22 protein-coding genes and 1 rRNA gene are annotated in these 24891 nt (G+C 52.5%); 6 read left to right on the plus strand and 17 right to left on the minus strand.

Annotation, left to right across the window (positions count from 1 at the left end):
• From Q8902_11380 to Q8902_11390, 3 genes are all read right to left on the minus strand, one after another.
• Positions 1-1055, minus strand: a 23S ribosomal RNA gene (locus tag Q8902_11380); the annotation flags it as partial.
• 925 nt (positions 1056-1980) lie between these two features.
• Positions 1981-2733 (minus strand): hypothetical protein, encoded by a 753-nt coding sequence (locus Q8902_11385; GenBank protein ID MDP4200158.1) that lies wholly within the window; start codon positions 2731-2733, stop codon positions 1981-1983.
• Between the two features lie 196 nt (positions 2734-2929).
• Positions 2930-3340, minus strand: a complete 411-nt coding sequence (locus tag Q8902_11390) for a helix-turn-helix transcriptional regulator (GenBank protein MDP4200159.1) — start codon at positions 3338-3340, stop codon at positions 2930-2932.
• A 367-nt stretch (positions 3341-3707) separates the two neighbouring features.
• On the opposite strand from Q8902_11390, the gene Q8902_11395 reads away from it, so the two are divergent.
• Positions 3708-4688 carry a hypothetical protein gene (locus tag Q8902_11395; protein MDP4200160.1) on the plus strand — a complete coding sequence of 327 codons (981 nt, stop codon included), beginning with the start codon at positions 3708-3710 and terminating at the stop codon, positions 4686-4688.
• Entirely contained in the window at positions 4685-5692 is a 1008-nt protein-coding gene (locus tag Q8902_11400) for a CPBP family intramembrane metalloprotease (GenBank protein MDP4200161.1), read from the plus strand. Before Q8902_11395 ends, Q8902_11400 begins: the two co-directional genes overlap by 4 nt.
• Positions 5693-5736: 44 nt before the next feature.
• Here the strand turns inward: Q8902_11400 and Q8902_11405 are convergent, their stop codons facing one another.
• The 3 genes from Q8902_11405 to Q8902_11415 form a co-directional block, all read right to left on the minus strand.
• Complete coding sequence (locus tag Q8902_11405; GenBank protein MDP4200162.1) at positions 5737-5982, minus strand: kelch repeat-containing protein; 246 nt, start codon at positions 5980-5982, stop codon at positions 5737-5739.
• A 7-nt stretch (positions 5983-5989) separates the two neighbouring features.
• Complete coding sequence (locus Q8902_11410) at positions 5990-7207, minus strand: glycosyltransferase family 9 protein (protein ID MDP4200163.1); 1218 nt, start codon at positions 7205-7207, stop codon at positions 5990-5992.
• A 66-nt stretch (positions 7208-7273) separates the two neighbouring features.
• Positions 7274-7993, minus strand: a complete 720-nt coding sequence (locus Q8902_11415; protein MDP4200164.1) for a DUF4159 domain-containing protein — start codon at positions 7991-7993, stop codon at positions 7274-7276.
• Between the two features lie 183 nt (positions 7994-8176).
• Between Q8902_11415 and clcA the strand changes: the two genes are divergently transcribed.
• Positions 8177-9784, plus strand: coding sequence for a H(+)/Cl(-) exchange transporter ClcA (gene clcA / locus Q8902_11420; protein ID MDP4200165.1), 1608 nt, complete (start codon positions 8177-8179; stop codon positions 9782-9784).
• A 37-nt stretch (positions 9785-9821) separates the two neighbouring features.
• Here the strand turns inward: clcA and Q8902_11425 are convergent, their stop codons facing one another.
• The 5 genes from Q8902_11425 to Q8902_11445 all read right to left on the minus strand — a co-directional run bounded on the left by Q8902_11425 (position 9822) and on the right by Q8902_11445 (position 13315).
• The gene (locus tag Q8902_11425) at positions 9822-10103 is read right to left on the minus strand and encodes a DUF5985 family protein (protein MDP4200166.1); all 282 of its coding nucleotides are present in this window, start codon (positions 10101-10103) and stop codon (positions 9822-9824) included.
• Entirely contained in the window at positions 10100-10366 is a 267-nt protein-coding gene (locus Q8902_11430) for a DUF5985 family protein (protein MDP4200167.1), read from the minus strand. Before Q8902_11430 ends, Q8902_11425 begins: the two co-directional genes overlap by 4 nt.
• 31 nt (positions 10367-10397) lie before the next feature.
• Positions 10398-10730, minus strand: coding sequence for a hypothetical protein (locus tag Q8902_11435; GenBank protein ID MDP4200168.1), 333 nt, complete (start codon positions 10728-10730; stop codon positions 10398-10400).
• Between the two features lie 160 nt (positions 10731-10890).
• Positions 10891-12663 (minus strand): T9SS type A sorting domain-containing protein, encoded by a 1773-nt coding sequence (locus tag Q8902_11440; GenBank protein MDP4200169.1) that lies wholly within the window; start codon positions 12661-12663, stop codon positions 10891-10893.
• 427 nt (positions 12664-13090) lie between these two features.
• Complete coding sequence (locus Q8902_11445) at positions 13091-13315, minus strand: hypothetical protein (protein MDP4200170.1); 225 nt, start codon at positions 13313-13315, stop codon at positions 13091-13093.
• 322 nt (positions 13316-13637) lie between these two features.
• On the opposite strand from Q8902_11445, the gene icd reads away from it, so the two are divergent.
• Positions 13638-15008, plus strand: a complete 1371-nt coding sequence (icd, locus tag Q8902_11450) for an NADP-dependent isocitrate dehydrogenase (protein ID MDP4200171.1) — start codon at positions 13638-13640, stop codon at positions 15006-15008.
• A gap of 67 nt (positions 15009-15075) precedes the next feature.
• Here the strand turns inward: icd and Q8902_11455 are convergent, their stop codons facing one another.
• The 3 genes from Q8902_11455 to Q8902_11465 all read right to left on the minus strand — a co-directional run bounded on the left by Q8902_11455 (position 15076) and on the right by Q8902_11465 (position 20615).
• A complete protein-coding gene (locus Q8902_11455; protein MDP4200172.1) occupies positions 15076-17283 on the minus strand; it encodes a WD40 repeat domain-containing protein in 2208 nt (735 codons plus the stop codon).
• 113 nt (positions 17284-17396) lie between these two features.
• Positions 17397-18236: an OmpA family protein gene (locus Q8902_11460; GenBank protein ID MDP4200173.1), complete on the minus strand. Its 840-nt coding sequence runs from the start codon at positions 18234-18236 to the stop codon at positions 17397-17399.
• A gap of 447 nt (positions 18237-18683) precedes the next feature.
• A complete protein-coding gene (locus Q8902_11465) occupies positions 18684-20615 on the minus strand; it encodes a hypothetical protein (protein ID MDP4200174.1) in 1932 nt (643 codons plus the stop codon).
• 112 nt (positions 20616-20727) lie between these two features.
• Here Q8902_11465 and Q8902_11470 point away from each other — a divergent pair, with 112 nt between their 5' ends.
• Positions 20728-21465, plus strand: coding sequence for a hypothetical protein (locus Q8902_11470; protein ID MDP4200175.1), 738 nt, complete (start codon positions 20728-20730; stop codon positions 21463-21465).
• A gap of 91 nt (positions 21466-21556) precedes the next feature.
• Complete coding sequence (locus tag Q8902_11475; protein MDP4200176.1) at positions 21557-23263, plus strand: CTP synthase; 1707 nt, start codon at positions 21557-21559, stop codon at positions 23261-23263.
• Between the two features lie 544 nt (positions 23264-23807).
• Here Q8902_11475 and Q8902_11480 read toward each other — a convergent pair.
• Genes Q8902_11480 through Q8902_11490 form a run of 3 tightly spaced genes read right to left on the minus strand, consistent with a single transcriptional unit; the run spans position 23808 to position 24825 of the window.
• Entirely contained in the window at positions 23808-24206 is a 399-nt protein-coding gene (locus Q8902_11480) for a hypothetical protein (GenBank protein ID MDP4200177.1), read from the minus strand.
• 35 nt (positions 24207-24241) lie between these two features.
• The gene (locus Q8902_11485; GenBank protein ID MDP4200178.1) at positions 24242-24466 is read right to left on the minus strand and encodes a DUF4926 domain-containing protein; all 225 of its coding nucleotides are present in this window, start codon (positions 24464-24466) and stop codon (positions 24242-24244) included.
• The gene (locus Q8902_11490) at positions 24463-24825 is read right to left on the minus strand and encodes a hypothetical protein (GenBank protein MDP4200179.1); all 363 of its coding nucleotides are present in this window, start codon (positions 24823-24825) and stop codon (positions 24463-24465) included. The genes Q8902_11485 and Q8902_11490 overlap by 4 nt, the downstream gene beginning before the upstream one ends.
• Positions 24826-24891: the final 66 nt, after the last annotated feature.

Here is a 24891-nt window from a genome sequence, read left to right on the forward strand (position 1 = left end):
GATCTGGCTTGTTTGCCTCTCGGCCATGGATCTTATCACTCATAGCCTGACTGCCGGAAAACATCTTAACGGTATTCGGAGTTTGGCTGGGGTTGGTACCGTTGTGACGGCCCTAGCCCAATCAGTGCTCTACCTCCGCAAGACTCTCATCCGACGCTAGCCCTAAAGCTATTTCGGGGAGTACGAGCTATCTCCCAGTTTGATTAGTCTTTCGCCCCTAACCACAGTTCATCGGAGTAGTTTTCAACCCACACCCGTTCGGACCTCCAGTTGGTTTTACCCAACCTTCATCCTGACCATCCATAGATCACAAGGTTTCGCGTCTACGACCCCATACTATGTTCGCCCTATTCAGACTCGCTTTCGCTACGGATTCGGTTCTGAGAACCTTATCCTTGCATGAGATCAGTAACTCGTAGGCTCATTAAACAAAAGGCACGCGGTCACTCCTCCATCCGAAGATGGACTCGCTCCCACCGTTTGTAAGCGCGCGGTTTCAGGATCTATTTCACTCCCTTCTTAAGGGTTCTTTTCGCCTTTCCCTCACGGTACTTGTTCACTATCGGTCACTAGAGAGTATTTAGCCTTACGAGATGGTTCTCGCAGATTCCGACAGACTTTCACTTATTCCGTCGTACTCAGGGTACCTCCAGGAGTCATTGAGCATTTCGCGTACGGGACGATCGCCCTCTATGGTGTCTCGTTCCAGAGACTTCCGCTATGCTAATGATTGGTAACTCCTATACGAAGGCCCTACAACCCCTCGCGGTAAAACCGCAAGGTTTGGGCTGTTCCCGTTTCGCTCGCCACTACTCAGGGAATCACGATTGTTTTCTCTTCCTCCGCCTACTTAGATGTTTCAGTTCAGCGGGTTAGCTCGATACGGCTATGTATTCACCGTAACGTACACAGACATTACTCTGTGTGGGTTGTCCCATTCGGAGATCCGGGGATCACAGGCAGCTTCCGCCTACTCCCGGCTTATCGCAGGTAACCACGTCCTTCATCGCCTTCTAGTGCCAAGGCATCCACCATGCGCTCTTGGTAACTTCATCATAAACCTATGATACAGTTAGCAGGCTGTCCTGATTCACATCAGAACTTACTACTTTTGGTGCATCACTACAGTGTTTGATGATCGTGCAACGTCTCGCGACGCTCCACGAACAGAGATGACGTGCATCGTTGCCGATGCGCTCATCTACTTTCTGATCGCGTTTCGCAACGCGTCAGATCCAACTGCAAATATGTCATGCGATCTACACGATTGCTCGTGTCTCTCGCAAAACCTTAGCTCGATACTTGTGTGTATAACTTTCATCCTTGCGGATGATCGTTCTACCCATTTTTTCGCATTTTGATCTTCTTGTGTGCTCTTCGATTTCCCCCTGGGCCGAAGCCTACTGGAGCCACCGTCGAACATCACCGCTCAGTTGTCAAAGAACTTTTCGCCTCGTAAAGCCTACTGCCTCGCGGCATGAACTTCATCGGCTTGCAGAATACACCGGACTCGAACCGGATCGTCACCGTTATTCCTCTTCATTTTGGAGAGGCTTTGGTGACGAGCACCGTGCTATTCCTGGTTTGAAAAACCCCGTTCGTCGGGGAAGCGAATAACCCCGGTCGCACACTCAGGGTTCCGAAGCAGCACTCGAAATCGCATTATTTTCTCGATTTCTTTCTGAGTGCTCGGAGTTTCGCACTCGCCGCTTTTTCAATTGCGGGGCGTATAACCGGAAGTCGGTCAGCGGCGTTCCGAAGTGTTCAATAATTCTCAAAGATAGCTAAGATTGCTTTCTGTGAGTCCTCTTGCTCAATCCCAAAACGGACAGTGACGCGAATAATTAAGCAACTGAACCGATCCAGATTCTTGCAAGTCCGATAGGCCGCCGACACGCCGTTGAAGGTTGATCTAAAGACCACCCTCTTAGGGCAACGCCAACTTTGGATTCATTCAGTGAGTCTATCCTCATCCGGTTTCTATTTGGGGAAGCTGAAGGAAACCCCAAATTCAAGTCCCAATTTGCTAGATCGAGAGGTAAACTGGTTCGGAAGTCTGTCAACGATGTCCGCGGCATGCCGCCCATCCTGAGGCGTGTAAGAGACGTTCGAAAACGGTAAGCAAAGATATGTGCCGCCTATGAACACTTCTGGATGGTAAACCTCCGAAATTATCGGGAGTCCGAAGGAGGCCCCAAAGAATGCTTCGTAAGTCAGGGGCATTGAATATGACATCGTAATTGGCACAGGGTGAACGGTGATTTGGCGCGCCGTCGTATCATTGACAAACATCTCGCCAGAATACAAACCCTGAGCATCCTTCATAGCAGGGAAACCCAATTTGCCTCCAATGTAGATCGAAAGATCGAAATCCTCCCTACGAACTGGAGAATAAAGAAGCATAACCTCAGCCATAAATTCTCCCAAGGTGTAACTACTCGCGATATTCGTGTCAGGAATCCGAAGATCTGCTAGAACCTCATAGCCGACGTCGAACGTAAAATGGACAGGACCTTTCAATTTCAGCGAATCACCATACTTTATTCCAATGCCGAACCTTTTTATCTGTTCACTGTAAGGCATGTTGTCTGTCTGCATGGAATTGTTCCCCCAAAGTAACACGATGCCATAGGCACTAGAATTTAGTTTGGTAATATCGACCGTGACCTGAGCATTGGCACTTGATGCCGCTAGAACAATAGCGAGACAGATTGATCCTATTCTTGTTGACATACTTCTGTTCCCTTCCTCACCTACTCTCTTCCCGGGTTTTCGGCCACGCCCGCCCGCACAACTCGGCGAGACAACACTGCAAAGTTAACTCATCCTTAGCTAAATCGACCTCATGCAAAACACACGGTTTTGGTCAAAAATAGATTTCTTGTTGCATAGAACCTTCTAAGATTCCAAGGTCCAGCGTCATGCTCTATTAGAGCGTGGCCAGATGACTCGCCAGGCTTTCGCCATTGAGACACATTTTCCTTCGGGCGTGCGAGCGGTGATTTTCGACCGTTTCCTCGCACACTCCAAGGATCTCGGCAATTTTCCAGCTCGGCAACGATGCTTTGACGAGCGTGCAGACCCGCAGCTCCGTCGGCGTGAGGCAAGGATATCGCTCCGCAATTCGCTGGCGATAGAGCGCAAGGTGTCCATTCGATGCCCGCTCCACTTCTTCCCATTCCAGGTAGCGCCGACCGCGCGGGCGCTTGGAAAGGCTATCGCGATTGGGTAGAAACCATGACGAAAGGCCGCTAAAGTCCGCGTCCTTTTCTGCAAAATTCGAGCGATTGTTCACGACTCTCGGAATGACTGTGGTTGCGAAACCTGCTGCGAAACGCATAGCATCTTTGCCATAAGTCTGGCATCGCTGCTATTCAAGCATCAGGGCGCAGCATACCCCGATGCGCATATTGACCCTTTCGAAGAGAGCTGCTTGCAGGCAGTGGCAAGCATCGATAGACAGCGCGGTCAATGCCGTCGGTATTCGCATCCAACTAAATTTTCTTCCATGGTGGGCGGAAGAGTGCAGATCGTACTGGCTCGAGGTCTCGAGAGTTTACGAACATGCTAGTGAGACTGGTGCTCACGATCTTTCCCCAAATATACGACTTTTTATCCGACCTACTATGAATTTCGTTTAATTCCGGGTGCTCCTGCGTTCGTATCTTAGCCTTGCTCTCCAAAAACTCGTAAATTGCAGCCGAAACATGACACGCTTCCCAAAACTCACCTTCACGAATATCAGGACCGTCTCGATTTCGGACCGTCCTAGAAAGGTCAGCGAGGAAAATCTCGCCACGGCGTTCGACCCTTCGGCAACTGGCGAGTTCGCCCGCTTTATCCATTCGTTGCCCGCTGTGCTCAAGGCTGGAGATCTTGACCACTTCACACGAGAACTCGGAGCGATCCACCGAAATCACAAGAGCATTGCGCTCATGATCGGAGGACACGTAATTAAGACGGGCCTGGCTCCGATCCTGGTCGAGCTCATGCAGCGCGGTATCGTGACCTCGCTGGCCATGAATTCCGCGGCCGCTATCCATGATTCGGAAAGTGCACTTTTTGGCCGCACCAGCGAGGACGTCGGTTCAAATGTACTCGATGGCTCCTTTGGAATGTCAAAGGAAACCGGAGATTTCATCAATGGCACCCTCGCAAAGTACTTTGAACAGGACGACATTGGATATGGCGAAGCACTGGGGCTGGAATTACTCGAGCGAAAGGCGCCCTATGCCGAGCAGTCGGTGCTGGCACAATGCGTCGCGCTGGATGTCCCGGTGAGTGTGCACGCGGCAATTGGGACCGATATCGTCCACCAGCAGCCGACAATGCGCGGCGATGTGACTGGCGAGATGAGTTTTCGGGATTTCCGCCTGTTCGCAAGAGTATGCTCCGAACTCGATGGTGGTGCTGCGATCAATATCGGATCATCCGTCATCATGCCCGAAGTATTTCTGAAGGCCGTTACGATCGCGCGCAATCTTGGTCTCGGCGGACGGAATTTCATCACCGCGAATTTCGACATGATCCAGCATTATCGTCCGCAGATGAATATTCTGGAGCGACCGACCCAACCCGGCGGCAAGTTCTTTAACTTTACCGGACATCACGAGATCATGATTCCGCTGTGGGCAGGAATGTTGAAGTTGGCAATCGCGGAAGAGAAGGTATCCAACTCCTCCACATGAGTTCATCAGTCTTAACAACGGTTGCAGTCGGTGTCATAATAGGACTTGCTCTGATTGGCACGTTGGTCTTCATCGCGTCCCGTCGTGGATGGATGCGCAATGGCTATTTTACGAGTTCGGCTACAATCCTTGTCGTGCTCGGTATCTTCATCGCCTTCCAGTCTCTGGGTTCAATGTTGGTCGTGGCTATCGGTGGCTTCACGCTGGACGAGTCCAATGTCACCATGCTCGCAATGAATGGTGCGGCCCAGCTTCTGATCATGCTGGTCGGGACCGTCGTGGTCTCGCTGGCTCTGCGCCAGAATTCCTACGTTGTCTTTCGTCTTGAAGGATTCCATCGGACTCCCTGGATCGCTTACATCCTTTCAATCCCGATCATGTTTGCGGCGCAGTTTGCAGGTGAAGCCGTTTCCTCGATTTGGGCAAAAGGCTGGCGTCTCTTTCCAGCGATATATCCTTTGCTGAACAAACTCGAATCTGCGAACGATAAACAGATGGAAGCGCTCGTGACCGCGCATGGTCTCGGAGAGTTCGTTCTCATATTCCTTTTCGTCGCAGTGATTCCCGCCTTTGCTGAAGAGACTTTGTTTCGCGGCTTTGCGATGACAAACATCGAACATAGCGGACGTTCTCGTACGCGGCCCATTTATGCACTCTTTCTCAGCTCGGCCCTATTTGCCGCAATTCACCTTAGCGTCTTTAAATTCCCAGGACTTCTTTCGCTCGGTCTCGCACTCGGTTATATGGCGTCCCGGACCAACAATCTCTTCGTCGGCTCGCTTGGCCACGCCGCAAACAACGGCATCATCGTCATTGCGCTCTATCTTGCACCGGGGCTGGATACTGGTGCATCGGCATCGAGCCTTATCGGGACCGCAGATATGCCAATGATCGATGCTCTTTTGATGCTTGGCGGATCGTTGCCGGCGCTGGCTTTATTGATTTACGTATTCCATCGGGCCACCGAAGGAATCGAACCGAAGCATCCGCTCGCACAAGAATAGTCTTCACGTGTGACGCAGATTATCGCTGCAGCAGATTTGCCCGCTCACCTCGATTTTGTGATCATATTCCCTGTCCGCTGCCAGGAATTCGTCAGCGGATCGTAAATTTCACAACTCGACAAGACAGAATTCTGATCGTAACCACCAGCCACGAGAATTTTGCCGTTGTGCATCATCGCGGCCTCGGATTCAGCGCGTGCCTGGTTCATTGGTGCGATCCACTGCCAAGATTGTGCAACTGCCTGAAACGAAGGAATCGAGAGTAGTAGAGCCGCGAACGGCTTTCGCATGAAAACCTCACTTTCGAGTTAGAAGGTTTGAAATCGAATCCGTAACCTCGTCGACGCTAATGTAGCCAAGGCAATTACGATGACCACAATTCAACACATTATATCCCGCCTTGATAAGCCCGAGATTCATGCACGGAGAACAGCTAAGATCCTTGTATAACGTAACGTGTTCTTCACTATATGGCTCGCAGCCATAATGATCTGACGGTCCAAAAATACGAAATGTTGGGGTCCCAATCGCAATACTGAGGTGGCCGATGCCGCTATCGTTGCCAATTGTCATCTTGCATTGGGTCAAAAGAGCACCGACTTGTATAACATCGAGACTCCCGGCAAAGACGGATGACACCTCAATAATGTGGGCGCGCGCAATCTCAATTTCTTCGCGCTCATCGACACCTCCAAAGAAAAGAAAGTGGCGATTCGGTTTTCTCAATCGCTCAAACACCGCCGCATAACGCTCATCCGACCACTTCTTCCAATTCATTGCCTTACTCACCCCAAGATGGACGGCAATCAGTTCTTTATTATGGAGTCCTTCTCGCTGAAGGAAATCCCGGGCCCAGGCCTGATTCTGATCAGAAATAGTAATGCGTGGAACCGGCAATTCGCCTTGCGATTGGATCCCCACTGCTTGTGCCAATCGATAATGTCGATAAGGCTCGCGCTCATCGATATTTTGATCGACGGTTCGGGCGATGTTAAAAAGGTAATTGGGGCGGGGTTTGTACCATGCTTGCGCGCGAATCGCATGGCCGATCCGGATCGGTATCGATTCAATTGCAGAGACATAATATTGAATGGGAGTTGTGTATACTGCAATGCACGCTTCATATGAATTGTCGGCCAGTGTCGAGTTGAGACTCTTTAACTCCCTTCGACTCATGGCTTTGAAATCTGCCATGATGATCGAGCGAAATTCTCGTCCATGCTCCCACATGATATGTTTCAAAATCGCAAGACTCTGGCTTCCACGACCGACCACAAGGTCAAACTGAGCTTTGGGAAACCGGTGGAGGAATGCCCTAAGCGCCGGCTCGAACATGACGGCATCCCCCATTCCCATGTACCCGAATAGAAGTATCGAACGAAGTTCTCCGATCTGAGGCTCAATCTCTTCACCTAATCGGATGTGTTTCGCCTTACTGAGTCCGAGGATATGGCGTACCCAACTTATAGCAAGTCTACTAAGAAGGTAAAGAATACTAAGTGTTCGTTTAAGCAAAGCAGTAAGTGTGGCTTGCCATTAGAACATAGGAGCATCTAGGAATTCATCCCGTCAATTGATTCCTTAATGTTCCAGCGCCCAGACCACAATGTTTGTCCCGATTCGCATGGCTTCGAGGCGTTTGGATTCCGGGTCGTTATGTACTTCGGGGTCGGCCCAACCATCGCTCGGGTTGGTTTCGAACGTGTAGAAGACAGAAAGTCGCTTGTCAGAGAAAAGCCCAAAGCCCTGCGGGGGCTTGCCGTCGTGTTCGTGTGTCTTCGGCAGACCGTTTGGAAAATCGAAGTGGTCGTGATAAATACCGTGCGAAAATGGTAACTCGACAAAATCTTGATCGGGAAATACTTTCTTCATTTCGCGACGGATCGGTTTGTCGAGCCCGTAGTCATCGTCAATATACAGGAATCCACCGGCATCGCAATAGGCCCTGAGACGCTTGGCCTCCACGTCCGAAAAATCGACGTTACCATGCCCAGTCATAAACAAGAACGGATAATTGAATATTTCATCGCTCGCCAGATCGACCCACACATAGTCCGGTGCCACGTCGATATTGCTGTTCTGGCGGATGAAGTTCAGCAGGTTTGGCTCGCTGGAGGGATCGTTGTACCAATCACTGCCGCCAGCGTACTTCAGTCGTGCAATACGAAACTGCGAGCCAGATTTGTTAATTGATGTCGGAAATGAGCCGACACCCTGAGCATATAGCTCGGGGGCACCCCCAAAGATGGTGGCACCCAAAAGCACCGTCATGACAAGAAAAAAAGCAAAGGGCCTGACCATGATAATGTAAGTCTCGACCACGAAGGAATGTTCCTTGATATTGTAGTCCCTCAGGGATGATATCCGGCCAAAACGAATACTTCTATGCGCGGAGGCGGCTTCCTATCTCGATAAATTGGTGGGACAGCAGGTAAAAACCCCGGCACGTGAAACGCCTTCCGGCATGTTGCCTAGGAATATCGAATGCCTGAAAACCCCGCAGACGCATTTTCCACATCAAACAAGAATCCGCACGAGCCCGGAGTCGGCAACTATCTGCTCCACGTCAATCGAAAAGCACATTTTGCTCGCGCAGCCCTCGCAGGAGTTGCGGCAGGAGCTTTAGCGGTCGCGTTCCAGGTCGCACTTGAACTGGCCGACGAAAGCCGAATCGCGCTCCTGGAATTCGCTCATCATTTGACACTTGGTTGGGTGATTCCCCCAATTGCGGCGGCTGTTCTTGCCGGAATAGCTGGGTACATTACCGAACGCTACGCACCAGCTGCGTCGGGTAGTGGAATTCCACATACGCGCGCGGTTCTCGCCCGTTTGCGCGAGATCGACTGGCGGCGGTTGATCCCTGTGAAATTTATTGCGGGAGTGCTCGGCCTCGGTGCAGGACTTTCGATGGGCCGCGAGGGCCCGACTGTCCAACTTGGCGCCGGAGTCGGCAAAATGCTCTCAGAGAAGTTGAAGCTGGATGAACGCTCGGAGCGCAACATTATCGCTTCAGCCGCAGGTGCGGGTCTTGGAGCCGCCTTCAATGCACCTCTGGCCGGGTTTATTTTTGTCATCGAAGAATTACAGCGCGAGCTTTCGCCGCTCACCTTCGTCTCGGCACTGATTGCTTCGGTATTGGCTGTTGCAATCAGTCGCATCTTTACTGGGCAGCTTCCCTCCTTCCATATTCACGGCTATCCGCTTCCCTCACTTCAGGCATTGCCGCTATTCGCGGCGATGGGGTTTGTAGCCGGGTATGCCGGAGTGCTGTTCAATCGAACCCTCCTGTACTCCGTGAAGTCGTCGCGCAAGCTCACCATGCCGATGTGGCAGAAGGGCGTTGTTGCGGCACTTATCACCGGACTTACTGGCTGGTGGCTGCCCGATGCGCTCGGTGGCGGACATCGCATCGCCGAAAGCATTCTGCGCGGAGATTATGTCGGCTCGGAATTCACGACATTCTTGCTGGTTCTTCTCGTCGGCAAATTCTTGCTCACAATGATCGCGTATGCCTCGGGCCTTCCCGGCGGGATATTCGCACCACTGCTTGTGATGGGCGCAATCATCGGGCAACTCTTTGGTCACCTGAGCGGAGTGATGTTTCCCCATTCTGGTGCGACACCCGCTGCATACGCGGTAGTTTGCATGGGAGCCATGTTCACTTCGATCGTTCGTGCACCGCTTACTGGCGTCGTTCTGATCCTGGAAATGACAGGCAATGAAGAACAGCTATTCGCACTCATTCTAACTTGCTTGATCGCCTATCTCGTTTCGGAGCACGCGGGATCCCCTCCGATCTACGATGCGCTTCTCGATTTTGATCTTGAGAAAGATCATAGCGCGACCAAACCCGTGTCGATGGAGGCTCGTGCGATGCACGTCACGATAGCATCCCATTCCATTATGGATGGTTCGATTATCGGATCCCTGCAATTACCTGAGGGATGCATGCTTGTGACGGTGCGACGCGGCCATCACGAGCTTATCGCCACACCAGAATTGGTCCTGCAGCCGGGGGACCAAGTCCTTGTCGTCCTTCCCGAAGCCGGACGTGACGTCGTTCTGGGGATGAGCGGCCAGCGCGAGGCATGACACAATGAAGGATTCAAGGATACCACGGGCAAATTCGTTAACTACTCGAATTTCGCTTTGAGGCCAGATTCTTATCCACGATCGCACCGAGAATGAGAATAAATGCCACCAGGCGAATCACAAACAAATACGTGAGATCCTCCGCACTTTCCGATGAAAGAGCAAAAGCAAGTTGCTGAATGCTGAGCAACCAGAACGCAATGGCAAAAACAAAGAATAGCCGATCACGAGTCTGTCTCCAAAATCGAAGAAAGAACAGTCCGGAGACTCCGTAACCCATCGAAATGATGCCTGTTAGAAGTGCGATTGGCAAAATCATAGCTGTGTTCGTTCGTCCCAGATAAATCCAAAGATCAATAGCGAGAGGCCGATCATTGTCGGAATGCTTCGGATCACCGAAAGATCGACCTGCGTTAATATCGTCAGATCAATTACCAGAAGAAGGTTATTGAGCGCCAGAAAGGCGAAACACAGACCGCTCCAAAGCAACAGTCGGACTTTGGAACGGCCATAACCACGCAGTAGTAAGACAGCGCAACTCAAACTCGTGAGCGCGCAGAGCACATATATGACGTTTTTCATGACTTAGTCGTCAAGCAAGTGTCTCGAAGCGTTATTCCTCTTTCTTTCGCACGATAAATGCGTCCGCAAAACTTTGAATCGTGGCGATCGGATTGGAAAAGATAAAATTGATTACTGAGACGCGCCGCTCGCGATAGATGCGCGACAACTCCATGATCCGCTCGTGAGCGGCTGTCCCCGGTGGTGGGAGTCGGTAGCGCGGCGTTGCGCCCGAGGTAGCCAGTACCAGCCCGCTCGCCTTGAAGGTTTCAAGCCGCGCTGACGCTGATGCCGAAGCAATATAGAGTGATTTGGCGATTTCATCGGCGGACGCCTCCGATGGAGCAATCCCGAGCAGATGCAATAGAATCTCCAGTTGTTCCACGGAGCTGATGTGATCCCGTATGAATTGCTTTACGGGTTCTGGCAGATCAGCTCCACTTATCATCACGAGGTCGCGTGCAATTATCGCGCCATAAGTTTCCTCAACAATCGCCCAGTGAAAATATTTATGAAGACGGTGCGATTATTGGACGCTCGATCCATTATCGCGTCCCGCTCGCCACCAACGTGCAGTAGACCCGCGAGAGCTCCCACCGAGCATTCACGACGCTAAGTTGACAAAGGTACACGCCGGACATCAGCGATTGTATTTCGATCGGTATCGTGTGCTCGCCCGCGTCTTCGCGGTTGTTTGCGATCAGTATCTCTCTTCCCGTCACGTCGATGAGGTGAAGCGTGACATCGCCGGATTCTAATAATGAATATGCGAGGGTCGTGGTCGTGCTCGCCGGGTTCGGGAACATACCTGTGATAGAAAGACCGCGAGACGGATTGTCGACACCATCCACATTTGAATGCGCACCGATTGTAAAACTGGAGAAGGCAGTATCGTTGGTGTGGTCACCATCGGTCTGATAGCGCGCGATCGCGGCCACCTGATAGCAACCGGCGGGGAGCACTTTCGTATCGTAAGGACCTTGTTGGCTCGGGAATGCCATAGTGACGAGCGATGAATCTGCATACAGTGCATCGATCAAGGTATCGACTCGAAACACCAACATGAGATCGGAACACCGCCGGAATTCGATGCGGGCAGGCACTTGATACAGGTCGGCCACACCCACATTGCGGAACACTGCAACGGGACGGAACGGCTGGCCATACAGGATATAATTGATCGGCAATGGTTTCGTAATCTCGACCGCCTCCGCATCATTCAGATACGCGATCTTGAAAATCCGGCACAGCCGGTCGTTCGTGGCATCCTGATCGCCCGCGAGCAGCGCGATCGCGCAAACTTCGAATCCACCATTCATCTGCGGCGTCCAATCCTTGAAAGGAAGATCGAGCATTTGCCCATGTCCCCAGAATGGGACGATGCCGGTGTCGGAATAGACCAATTGCCCACCCTGAAAGATGGTACACGCCACCATCACGTTTGTCTCATTACTCGCGCCCTGGTTCGTGAACCGCGCCCTGATCGGGTTCGGGACAGCAATCGGTATGCGCCCCTGTGGTAGAAAAGTTAGGATGGAGTCGGCGCTGATGTCGTGCGTCGCATAGATCGAGAAGGTGGAATAGGCGGTGTCGTTCGAATGGTCTCCATCGTTGGGGATACGAGCAACCGCCGCGATCTGATAGCAGCCGGGCGGCAAGAGTCTGGTATCGAACGACCCTTGCTGATTCGGGAATGTGTCAGACGCAAACGAATCAACCGGTATATTCAGATTCGTTTGCTGAAACATAGCGACCAGCATTTGGTCCGCGCACCGTCTTATCACAATCTTTGAGGGTCCATTCCTAATATCATTCACCCCAACATTGCGGAAGGAGGCAACTGGTTGAAAACCCACGCCGGCCGGTAAGGAATCGTCTTGCTTTGGATATTGGATCGCGATGGCCTGAGCGTCGTCTGAGTATGCGACAACAGTTTGTGCGCAGGTCGAGTCGTTGCTTCGGTTCTGATCGCCCGGAAGTATCGCGATTGCGCAGAACTGGTAATGCCCATTTAGCAGGGGTGTAATATTGTTGAATGTCAAATCGAGCGTTTGCCTGCTGTTCCAAGTGCCGACATAGAAAGTATCGCGAAAGACCACACTTCCGGTTGGGTCCCATACAATGTACTCAACCTGCACATTTGATTCAGTGCTTGTTCCCGCGTTTGTGAGACGAGCTTTGAAGGCGGCTGGAAAACCGATGGGGGTCTTGCCACGAGGCGCAAGAATCGAATCGGCCTGGATGTCATGCAGCAATTGGGCTTCGCTCTCCGAGGAGATAGCAAGCAGGGACACGAGTATGAATAAGACCTTCTTCATTGTGAAATCTCCACTAACATGACACGCGAGCTATGCCGGATGTTACGGCGACTGGTTGTATGGCGCAGCATACGCTCATGCTTTATGGTTTGAGGCTACGGATGAGCTTGCGAATGCGCGGGGTGATTGTTTATCCACTTCGCTGAATATCCACTCACCCACCACAATACCTGCTTCCCCACCGGCACACTTCTTACCATGTTCTATGGTATGTTCACAAAATTATTATCTACGAAGCCGTTTACGACAGAAGCAGCCAAGGCAGAGAACCAACGGAAGTGGGCAGATACTCTTGTCGCCTCGTATGACCAGTTTGTTGACCACTGCAAGGAGGTCAATCTCACACCCACAGTGAAACTTTACACGCTATGGATGGAGTGCATCGTAAATTAATGCGTATTAAGAAGGGCCGTAGTTCAAGGCGAAGTTATGGCGCAGTGTTCTCGGGAACGGGCTGGTGCTGCTGCCCGCTTGGTCCCATCGAAAGGTCCTGACTCACGATATACACGGCGATGCCTGCTATCATGAGGATAAGCGCGACCCAGAAGCGCCAATCATGATGTGCGCGGGTCCAATATGGATGATGCGCCTCGTTCGTTGTGTCGCTCGCCGGTCTTCCGTGCTCGTTGTGTTCGCTTGTCGTAGTATTCATATTTATTCCTTAAATTTTCCAAACCTCCGAGTTCCTCTATGTGCGGTTCGGAGATAATATGATTATTGATCTCAACGAAGATCAATATTTGTGTTCGAATAATGAGGGTGGTAATAGGCATGTCGCCTTCAATGCGACGTGGTGAGTCTGATTCGAGTCAGGTCTAACGTTCATCGCTGGCTAACGTGCCATTGAGGGCGATTCCATGCGTGGCGCCCGTTTTAGGCCGTGTCTGGATGAACATGCCGCGCTTTTCGTATTTTTGCATTCTTCAGCGGATGATCGGTCATCCTCACAACATTATCCATACGACCTCCAACCAATGAGCATAGACGCAAAGAAATTGAAAGCGCCGGCGCGCGGCGAGAAGATCACGATGACGAGCACCGGCCTCCAAGTGCCGAACGAGCCGATTATTCCGTTTATCGAAGGCGATGGCACCGGCCCGGATATCTGGCGCGCATCGGTCCGCGTGTTCGATGCGGCGGTCGCAAAGGCTTACGGTGGCAAGCGCAAGATCGCCTGGCACGAAGTCTACGCCGGCGAGAAGGCCAACGAAATCTACGGCGCAAACACCTGGCTTCCGAATGAGACGCTCGATGTCATCCGCGAGCATTTGGTCGCGATCAAAGGCCCGCTCACTACACCAATTGGTGGTGGCATCACGAGCCTGAACGTCGCGCTCCGTCAGCAGCTCGATCTCTATGTCTGCCTGCGCCCTGTGCGTTGGTTCACTGGCGTCCCTTCGCCAGTCAAGCGTCCCGAGGCTGTTGATATGGTCATCTTCCGCGAAAACACCGAGGATATTTACGCTGGCATCGAGTGGCCAGCCGGAAGCGAAGAAGCCAACAAAGTGCTGGCCTTCATCGAGAAGGAATTCCCAAAAGCGTTCAAGAAGATTCGCTTTGGAACCGAGAGCAAGGTCCACGAATGGGCGCACGAGGCGAAGATCGAAATGAGCGAGAATGCGCCGCACGTCGGGGTCGGGATCAAGGCCGTGAGCCAGGAAGGCTCCGAGCGGCTCATCGCCGCGGCGATCGACTATGCACTGGCACATCATCGCAAGTCCGTCACGATCGTGCACAAGGGTAACATCATGAAGTACACCGAAGGCGCGTTCCGCGATTGGGGCTATGCCATGGCGCGTGAGCGATTCGGTAGTAAGGTCTTCACGTGGGCTGAGTGGGAAGAGCAAAAGAAGGCATTTGGTGAGTCGCAGGCAAACGAGCTGCAGAAGAAGCGTTTGGCCGAAGGCGCGCTGCTTGTTAAGGATGCGATCGCAGACATCACGCTTCAGCAAGTACTCACACGTCCTGAAGAGTTCGATGTGATTGCAACGCTAAACTTGAATGGCGATTATCTCTCAGACGCACTCGCCGCGCAGGTCGGCGGAATTGGCATTGCACCGGGCGCCAACATCAACTACGTCACTGGCGCTGCTATCTTCGAAGCGACGCACGGCACTGCGCCAAAGTATACGAATCTCGACAAGGTCAATCCTGGATCGGTCGTGCTTTCGGGCGAGATGATGTTGCGTTACATGGGCTGGAATGAAGCGGCGGACAGCATCATGACCGGACTCGAAGCGGCAATCAAATCCAAGAACGTGACGTATGACTTCGCCCGCCAGATGGAAGGCGCGCATGAAGTCAAGTGCAGCGGCTTCGCCGACGAGATCATCAAGCGGATGTAATCCCCTTGTAGTGGATAGTTGATAGTGGATAACGGATAGGTATAACCTATCCGTTATTCGCTATCGATTATTCTCCAATCTTCATCGGCTCATCGTGCGCGACGCCGCCGATCTCGGTATGCAGAATGTAAGTACCCTTCGGATATGAGGTCATGTCAAAGTCCCATCGGTGCCACTTGCCTTTGTGCAGTGTGCCATTCACGATTCGTTTCAGAACTCGACCATCCGCGTATCGGAGTTCGACTACCACATCGGTCCGTGGTGGCAAGTAAGGCTGTCCGTTCGAGTCCAGCGCTTCGCGAGCATCCTTTGGGAGGTACCAGCGTAGCGGAAGGTAAACAGACTTGGGATTAATCGGCGGCGCAGGATCTCGCAAAGTTGAAGGAACCTCATACATCGCAACGCCTTCGTTCCAGCCGGTGACAGCCATCTTCGATCCATCCCGGCTCAGCGTGATGGTCTTCTCTCCATGAGTTTGTAGTACCGACTTGCTTTCACCACTCATGAGATCGTATGACATAACAGACGTGTCGTTGCTATAGAGCAAGTAGCAATCATTCGGGCTGAACGCAACGGCATCATTCGATATATAGCGCCCATCCATGCGGAAACAAATCTTGAGCTGACCGTCCGAGACACGCCACAGTTTGACATCTGGTCCCGTCGCCGTCGCTAGCCATTGGTGGTCATGAGACAGCACGGCGTTTTGTATGCCATTGTTCAGGCCAGCAACAAATGCCATGTCGGTTCGCTCGTTCGCATAATCATAAACCACTGCGGTATCTCTGCTCGGCCCGGAGCCGCCATACGCGAGTACCCGACTACGACCCAGCGGGATGAAGCCCGAGAACTGCCCGAGATACGGTTCGGCCTTCGCGCCGGATAGATCGGGTACCGAGTACAGTCGCGCGACATCGTTTTGACTTCGTATCAGCAACGCGTCATCGAGATACGAAATAATCTTCGGGAAATCGCCGAAGGATTGCGGCACCAGGCGAAGACCGCCGGTTGAATCGTAGAACCGCATGTCACCATGCCAAATTGCTTGAGCTATCAGTGCGCCGTCAGACGAGAGCAGGACTTCCTCCCTCGGTATCGATTCAACAGCCCATACGCGATTGCCAGTTGCAGGATCAAGTGCCACAAGGCCGGTCGAGTTGCGGGTGACGAGTAGTCCATTGCTTGCGAATCCAACAAGACTCCGAATTCCTCTTGTGAGGTACTTGATCTCATGCGTCCGCACATCAATCGTTTCGAGCGAATTTCCATCGCTGAGTAAGAGCGTCCGCTCATCCGGTAATACGTCTATCAGATGCATTTTTGGGGCGACTTCCACATTCCATTCACCTTCCGGGTGCTCTTGGCTGCTGATGATTAAAGTATCCGTTCTCGTGCTGGTTCGCGTCGTGCTCGACCACATTTCAGAATGATATGTCGTTGCGAGGTATCGTCCTCTAGCAAAAAGCAGCCCGTCATTGAGAACTTGAAACATTCTCCCACCGATCCACTCAGCACTTCGCCGTTCCGCTCCGGGTGGCTGAAGCGAACTGGGCTGACCTGTCACCCCGTCGATAACCGGAAGCATCTTGGAGCGTGGGTCATGACTCAGAAATATGCTCTCATTGGTCAGGGTGAACGAATAGACATTAGCACTACCCGCAGGAGTCGTCTTTACTTCAAGCGATATTGGATCGCGAAGCGTAAGTTCGCCCCTCCAAAGCACGACCAACCTTTTGCCGGAGTAGGCAATATTCCTCGGATAATATCCATTCGTTGCCTCGCGAAGTTGCACCGTTTCCAGGGTATTGAAGGCTCGACTCTCACGCACAGAGAGCTCACCCGAGTCATTGAGCACCGCTACATAGCGTGCATCCGCCGAAAGCGCCCAGATTCCATCCGTTCGATGCGACCTTGGTACACCCGAGACTTGACCAGAAGAGGTTGCAACGCGAATTTCCTTGCCTACTGGTGGTTCAGGCCGGCCATTGCCGCAAAAGACAGCTCCATCACCAAAGCCTAGTCGAGAGAGCAATACGATTTCGCTATCGGTGGGCGTAAATGCTATTTGCTCATAATGGGCTGAAGGGACTGCGATTGTCCGAACGAACTGCTCGGCCTGCAAATCCCAAAGCATGATCTCATGGTCGTTCGCCAGCGCCAGAATCTTCCCCGAATGCGAAAACGCATGGGCCGTCATGCCGGTCATGCTCTCGCTTTTCCAGAGCAGATGAGGCGCGGCGGGTTGCGCGCATAGCTCACGCGACAACAGCATCATCGCCAACAGACCTACGAACCTCACGGACCGACCAAACTGAGCAACCATGATGACCTCTACTCTAATTCTGAGAACACGACTGGTCGGCGTCCGTTGCTCGCAGCTGTCCTCCCCTACTTAATCTGTCGCAAGTCTACCCGCCGATTCGCCTGTCGGCCTTCTTCGGTGGCATTCGATGCCTCGGGCTTCGTCGCACCAAGAGCGACCACCGTAATCCGCTTGGCGGAAATCCCGTGACTGACCAGATAGCGCCGCACTGCCAACGCTCGGTTCTTCGATAGCTGTGTGGCATGCTTCGGACTCTCCACCGAATCGCAATGCCCCTGGATCTCGACCTTCATCGTCTTGTTCTTTAAAAGCAAATCCGTCGCGTAGCGAAGTGCTGAATCGGATTGCGGAGTAGTCTTGCGAACGGCGAACAGAATTGGATGCTGCGCAATCACATCGGAAAACGCGGAGCGCGATGACTTCGCAGGTGTTAGCGCGACGTGTGTTGTATCGGTCGCGGGAGGAACCTGCACCTTCGGCGTGGTGTCAATTGCTTTCGGCGCTTCGACGTGCGGCTGCGGAGGCTTGGGCTTCGGCGCGGGCGCTGCGCTGCTCTTCGCTGACTTCAGCGATGCGAGCCACGACGTAAGACTCGCCAGGTCGTCATCCGATCCAGCAAACTTCTTCAAATGCTTTTTGCCATTCATCTCGACTTCCTTCTGGAGCCACTGCGTCATCCACGAAGCACTGTGCCGCAACCCGACGGTCGATAGGTCCGGCGGTTCCTTGCCGCCCACAGGTCCCGAGCCGGTGCGCGCAATGCCCTGCGACTCGATCGAGTGGCAGCTTGAGCATTTGTTATCGAGGAAGATGGACTTGCCGGAGCCGGATGCACGGAGCATCGTCGTACCGATAAGGAGGCTCACGCTGAGAACCAAAGCGAATGCAGCTGCAAGTATTTTCATGACGTTGGGAGAACGTGTAGTTCAAAATTGGAAGTACCGGAAGACGAGGACAACCCGAGGGCTGGCAAGGTTCCAGTTTCGGAACACCAATTTCGCCATGTTGCCTCCTGAAACAGGTGCCCAAAGTTAAAGTAATACTTTAGTTACTCTCTTTTGAATTGTCATTTAATGAATGCCCTCTCCGTTTGCGCGAAAATCGCCATGTTGCCAAACGGCAAGCAGCTTAGTTGTCAATGAACAATGGGTGCCCTTCATCACCCAATCGAATATAGGGCGCCGAAACACGGAAGTCAAGAGGCAAGCGAAGAATTAATCGTACGGGCACCTATTTCTTTTTAGAAAAGGATCAGAATCAGTGGCATTCGCCGCGGCGGATTTTCGGCATAGGAGTCCATCTATTAGATTGACTCGATGCTGAATCGCGTACTGGGCATCAAGGCACCCGCCCTACCATTTCACAGGAGTCTCATACATCTCGATTCCGCCGCTCCGCGAGAGTGCGAGTCTTCTTCCGTCGTGGCTAAGTGCAAAGCTGGTGACCCTATCGCCTCCACCAAATTCAATCGTTTGTCCAGACGAGCGTTCGGATGCGTACATGGCTGTATCGCCAGACTGAGTAGCACAATAGAAAATCCAGGATCCATTACGCGAAAATCCGATTTGATCCGCCCGTCGAGCGCTGAAGGTCGCTATCAAAGAGCCGTCGAAAGTATTCCAGACTTTGGCCGAATCATTCCACGAAGCGATCGCAACGAACTTACTATCAGAAGAAACAGCGGCAGAACGGACGCCTGTGCCTGGCCCAGCACTAAATCGCGCGAGAATTCTTCGACTCGCGAAATCATAAAGGTTGGCGGTGTCATTGCCTTGCCAATCACTGCCAAATGCAACAATCTTGTTCGCTCCAGCAGATATGAAACGTGGGATGCTCCTTAGGTCCGGAGCTGTTCTCAGGACCTCCAGTGACGGAAGGCGATGGATCGTGAACGTATCCTTCGAGCTTCTCACAAGCATGGTGTCATTCCCAAGAAGCCCGACCACGAACCGCCACTCACCGAGCGTATTCGGAAGCATCTGGCTATTGCCATCACAATCCAGGAGTAACACCGAGCCATCATGCCCGAACGGCTGAACAATCGTCCGGCCATCGGGTGAGAGAAATCGCTCGGATGGCAAGCCATGCTTCGCCCACCGGACATGACCGTCCTGAGCATCGAGCGCATAGAGATTACCAGTAAATAAGGTCTTCCCATCCGAACTGAACCCAAGAAGTTGTTCTGCCGGGCGGTTGATGTACTCTATCTCGTGCGTCCGAACGTTCACGGTCATCAGCAATCCATCATAACTGCCAATGAGCAGGGTCGTACCATCGCCGGGCAGAACATCCAGAATTTCCATGACTCGGCTTAATCCGATGCCCCACGGCCGCTCGGAATGATCGCGTGGATAGACAAAGAGGCTATCCAATCCATCGCCTGGTCCACCTTCGATCGCCATCCCCCAGGTTTGCACTTCATATCGGGCAATCAGGTAGTCTCCATCCGCAAGCAGCGCTGCGGATGCCGGTTGTTCGAGTACGGTCCGAGGGGGTACACTTCGAGACGATGGTTGCAGAGCAGTCAATTGACCGTTGCGAGTATCAATCAATGATGCCACTTCTCCCCGTCTTCCTCGCGTAAGGAACACGGTGTTGCCAATAACTTTAGGTGTCCCGTACTCAAAGCTGTCCTCGATGAACCGTCTATTACCCAGCGTTCGTGCGTCATAGATCAATAACTGCCCGTACCAATACACCACGAGCTTCGATCCGTCCTGACTGAAGGAGATCGTATAGGTGTTCGGCCACTCTCGACGGGCGGGCATCACGGCGGATGCAATTGTGTCGGTGCTGCCAATGACTCGAAGTGTCAGGATGCCATTTGTCCCAAGCGTTGCAATGTGGATTCCATCGGGGGCAAGCATGCACTTGCATAAACGTATATCGGAGTCAAGCCTCACAGCGTGACCATTCCTCAGACTCAGTCGAACAACAGAGAACAGGTCGCTACCACGCATCGGCACGTCAGCAAGCCCGCCAGAATACCGATAGACGATTTCGCTCGAAAGAAGGACGAGCGCTGTATCACCCGGCGCGAAACGCATCTCGGAGTGCCGGCCCGCAGGAATCTGTTGCGTTCGAGTGAAATGGTGGCCACGCACATCCCAGAATTGCAGGGCACTGTCGCTTGCAATCGCGAGTGTTTTGCCCGAGTGCGAAAAGGCATGGGCTGTCACACCCGAAATGCGTTCCGTCTTCCAGAGCAGCCGGGGCGCATCCGGCGTCTGCGCTGCGGATATGCTTGAGAGAAGGAGGAGTGCCAGAACGAGTCGATGTCGCATCACTTGGAGAAACGGATCTATTAACAATCGAACACATGAGCGCGCCAAAAGTTACGTTTACCCCCATGCACTTAGTGGAGGAGTCAAATGTTATTCGGCTAAAGGAAGCGTGATGCGCCGCACAATTTCGATTCTAATTTTTCTCGCGAGCTTCGGTTTTTCGGGCTGTCTCGAAATCTACTACGATGTGGTTGTTCATCCCAATGGAACATTCACGCTGAGGCAGACGACGGGATTTGGCGATAGCTACTTCGCCATGATCTATGATTTTGCACGTACGCTGAGACATGACAGCATCAGTCTCAATAAGCGAGCGTTTCTCGATAGCTGCCACCTCGCTCTTCATTTGGTACACCAGGTCGAGATGGATTCTCTCACAAGTGTCCACCGCATGGTTGGAACCCATGGGATAACATCGCTGCGAATGTACGATACAACCGTGGACTCGATGATCTTCTTCACAACGGCGATTGAAGTATCGAATGCGGACTCGCTTCCAGCAGCGTTCTCCCTGCTGGCTGATCGACACGATTATGCGCTCCTAGGCAAGGCGCAAGTCTCCAGCAAGATGACGCTAAGTGTCACGAATACGCCAAATAGTCTTGTGTTGTCCTACCATAGCCGTCATCTTTCCTCGTCGGATTCTCTTGAGATGGTGGGACTTCTGCTCGATTGTTTACCCGATGATGTCGGACTCCACCTGCGGGTATTTGCGAATGCTCTGGGCCCTACTGAAAACAAGCGAACCAAGCGTATCGCCGGCGGCGAGGACTTCTCATTTGGGCTGAAAGACATCAAGGAGTTCAAAGAACTTCAAGATGTTACGTTTACAATTCTGAAGCAACGGTAATTTTTCCCTTCGCCGCACGGACTTCCGGTTTTCTTGGTTAGCGCGGCGGCAGTTCGTATTTTTGTAATCCAGAGCGGAGTAATACCGGAGCGTGGCGAAAACCAGAGCGAAGCACCAGACCAAGTTCATATTTATCACAGGCGGGGTTGTCTCCTCGCTCGGAAAAGGGATCGTCTCCTCTTCTCTCGGCCTGCTGCTGAAGTCCCGCGGCCTGCGCGTCACCATCCAGAAATTCGACCCCTACATCAATGTCGATCCGGGCACGATGTCGCCATATCAGCACGGCGAAGTCTATGTGACGGAGGATGGCGCGGAGTCCGATCTCGATCTCGGCCACTACGAGCGGTTTTTAGACGTGAACATGACCCGCGCGAACAACACGACGACGGGACAGGTCTATAACGAAGTCATCCAGCGCGAGCGGCGCGGCGATTATCTGGGCGCGACCGTCCAGGTCGTCCCGCACATCACGGACGAAATCCGGCGCCGGATGACGCAGCTTGCGCGCACCGGCGAGTTCGATGTGATCATCAGTGAGATCGGCGGGACCGTCGGCGATATCGAATCGCTGCCGTTCCTGGAAGCCATCCGGCAACTCATGATGAAAGTCGGCAAGAAAAACTGCCTTTCGATCCATCTTTCGTATGTGCCGTACATCGCAAGCGCGGGCGAGCTCAAGACCAAGCCGACCCAGCACTCGGTCAAGACGCTGTTAGAAATCGGAATTCAGCCAGATGTGCTCGTCTGCCGCAGCGAGCGGCCGCTCTCGAAAGCTCTGCGCGAGAAGATCGGGTTATTCTGCAATGTCGAGACAAAGGCGGTCGTCGAGTCGCGTGATGCTCCAACCATCTACGAAGTCCCGCTCACGTTCGCGGAGGAGAATGTCGACGCAATCGTCCTCGAGAAGCTTGGCCTGCCGACGAGCAGCAAGCGCGATCTTACAAAATGGCGCAAGTACGTCGATAAAGTAAAGAATCCGAAGAAATCCGTCCGCATCGGAATCGTCGGCAAGTACATCCAACTTCAGGATGCCTACAAGTCGATCTCGGAGGCGTTCGTCCATGCCGGCGCGGAGAACGACGCCAAGGTCGAGCTTGTCTGGATCAACTCGGAAGAGTTAGAGACGAAGCGCTCCATCGACTCCTACTTCAAAGACATCGATGGTGTTCTAATTGCACCGGGATTTGGCTCGCGCGGCGTTGAAGGCAAGATCAAAGCGATCGAGTATGTTCGCAAGAAGAAGATTCCGTTCTTCGGTATTTGCCTTGGGATGCAGTGCGCTGTAATCGAGTATGCGCGCAATGTTTGTGGACGCAAGGAGGCAAACTCTAGCGAGTTCAAAGAAACGCGCGACTCGGTCATCGATCTCATGCCCGAGCAAAAGCAAGTGCAGACCAAAGGCGCGACGATGCGTTTGGGCAGCTATCCGTGCATTTTAAAGCGCGGCTCGATTGTCAACAAGGCATACCACGATCAGTTTATCACCGAGCGGCACCGCCACCGCTACGAGTTGAACAACGCGTATCGTCCGATGCTCGAAGAAGCCGGCATGGTCATGAGCGGCGTCTCGCCGGACAGCAAGTTGGTCGAGATCGTCGAGTTGCCGCATGCGGCGCATCCCTTCTTCGTCGGCGTGCAGTTCCATCCCGAACTGAAATCCCGCGCGACGAAAGCACACCCGATCTTCCGAGAGTTTGTGAAGGCTAGTTTGGTGCATAAGGAAATGCGCGGGCTTGAGGGACGGAAGAATGGGGTGGCGAAAAGTTTGACGACCGAACGAGGCGTTCAATCAGCCTAAGCTTTGCAGCCATCTTGGACATGCCGACGGATTGCGAAAGGAGCGTACTGTTCTTCCGCTATTCGCAATAATGCTTCGGCTGGAAAGTAATAGTTGTTCCACTGAAGAGATCTGATTGAACCTGTCTTGATTTGTTCTTGGAGAGTTTCGATTGAATAGCGATCACTGACATCAAATCGTAGACGAGAAAGGGTTGACAGCTCATCCCTCTCACCGATAATTAGCAGAGCGTCTTCATAGAGTGCTTTGATGTCATGGCTTCTCTTCCTTCTCAACAAGACTCGCAGTTCCGCTCCCTCCATGGAATCATTATCGATCTTGGATGCGGCGATTATTGACTTTAGGGAACACTCGATGCAAAACTGAAGGAAAATACTTGCCTTAAAAATGAATGGCGATTCGTTTGTCCGCGGCGACGACTCGCAGTGCGCACGAAATAGCTCGAACTGGCAAACCAATCACGAGCATCGACAAGGTATTGTAGAGCGATTTCCTGCAGATCGTTTGGGTCAACGCATTGAAGCATCGCGAGCATAACTCAATGCTACCGATGAAAAAAATAGCTACCATAAGGACCCAAAATAGTATCCCGCCTATAGTATGTAACGAAACCAAGTTTGGAGAGTGTATCACTCGCCCACGAAGGTTCGACTCCCAAAGTAAGCGAATCATGCGGGAAAATCAAACTGAGATTGAAGGAAATCGTAGCGATCTGCTGGTGGTTCGAGGTGATGTGGATTATTGTATCGGCGACCGAATTGAAAGCAATAGCAGGTTCAGATTGCGCCCCGGCCCATGATATGCTCGCCGATGGGCTATCAATGCTTAATAGGGTTTGAACGCCATGCTTGTAGTCATCCGATTTCCAAGTCCCATTGATTATGGAAAGCGGCGCTTCGGTCGACGACGTGGAGGTGTTACACCCTGCAAAGAGTAACGCCATACATAGTAGTCTGCAAAACACTTTGATTTCGACCATTATGCAACGACCTTCTCGTTATCGATATGATGTAACACGAGAAACTGCTCGGCACGAAGAGCAGGAAGCGCATAAGTCTGGCCGAAGCGATCTGAGAATTCGACAAGGTAATACCCCGAGCCGGAATCGTCCACAATGGTCCCAACATCCCCTCGCGAAAGCCCTTCTGCCGGAATATCTTCCAGAAGTGCAACCACGTCTAACTCGTTGATTGAAGCGTTCATGTTCGTCTCCGTTCTGGCGCCTTTCGCCGTTTTAGGTAACAGCTCACCAAGCGAGGAAAATCCTCGTTTTGCCGGATGATCCAAATGCTGCGAAATCGGAATGTCCGCTCAGGGCGAACAATCGTGGTGTCGACATAATAGAGCATTCCGTACTCATTCGGACGGGTGAAGGCCACTTCCTCGGTCTCAATGATCTCCCGCAGCAAGGACCGGAGCTGATCCTGATTGCTTCGATCGAACCCAAGCAGTTTCGAAAAGAGATAGGCTTTATGATGCCCCTCGTCGTGATCTGGACTCAAGCAATACTGATCGAGCTTCTCATCCGCGATAATGGCCCGCTCTCCATTCGGCAGCTTCATACTTCAAAACTACGAATGTTCCCGGCGGCCTTTCAGGAATCCCTTTCAGGGATTCCGTTTTGCCCA

The sequence above is a fragment of the Bacteroidota bacterium genome (assembly GCA_030706745.1).
Classification (GTDB): domain Bacteria; phylum Bacteroidota; class Ignavibacteria; order Palsa-1295; family Palsa-1295; genus PALSA-1295.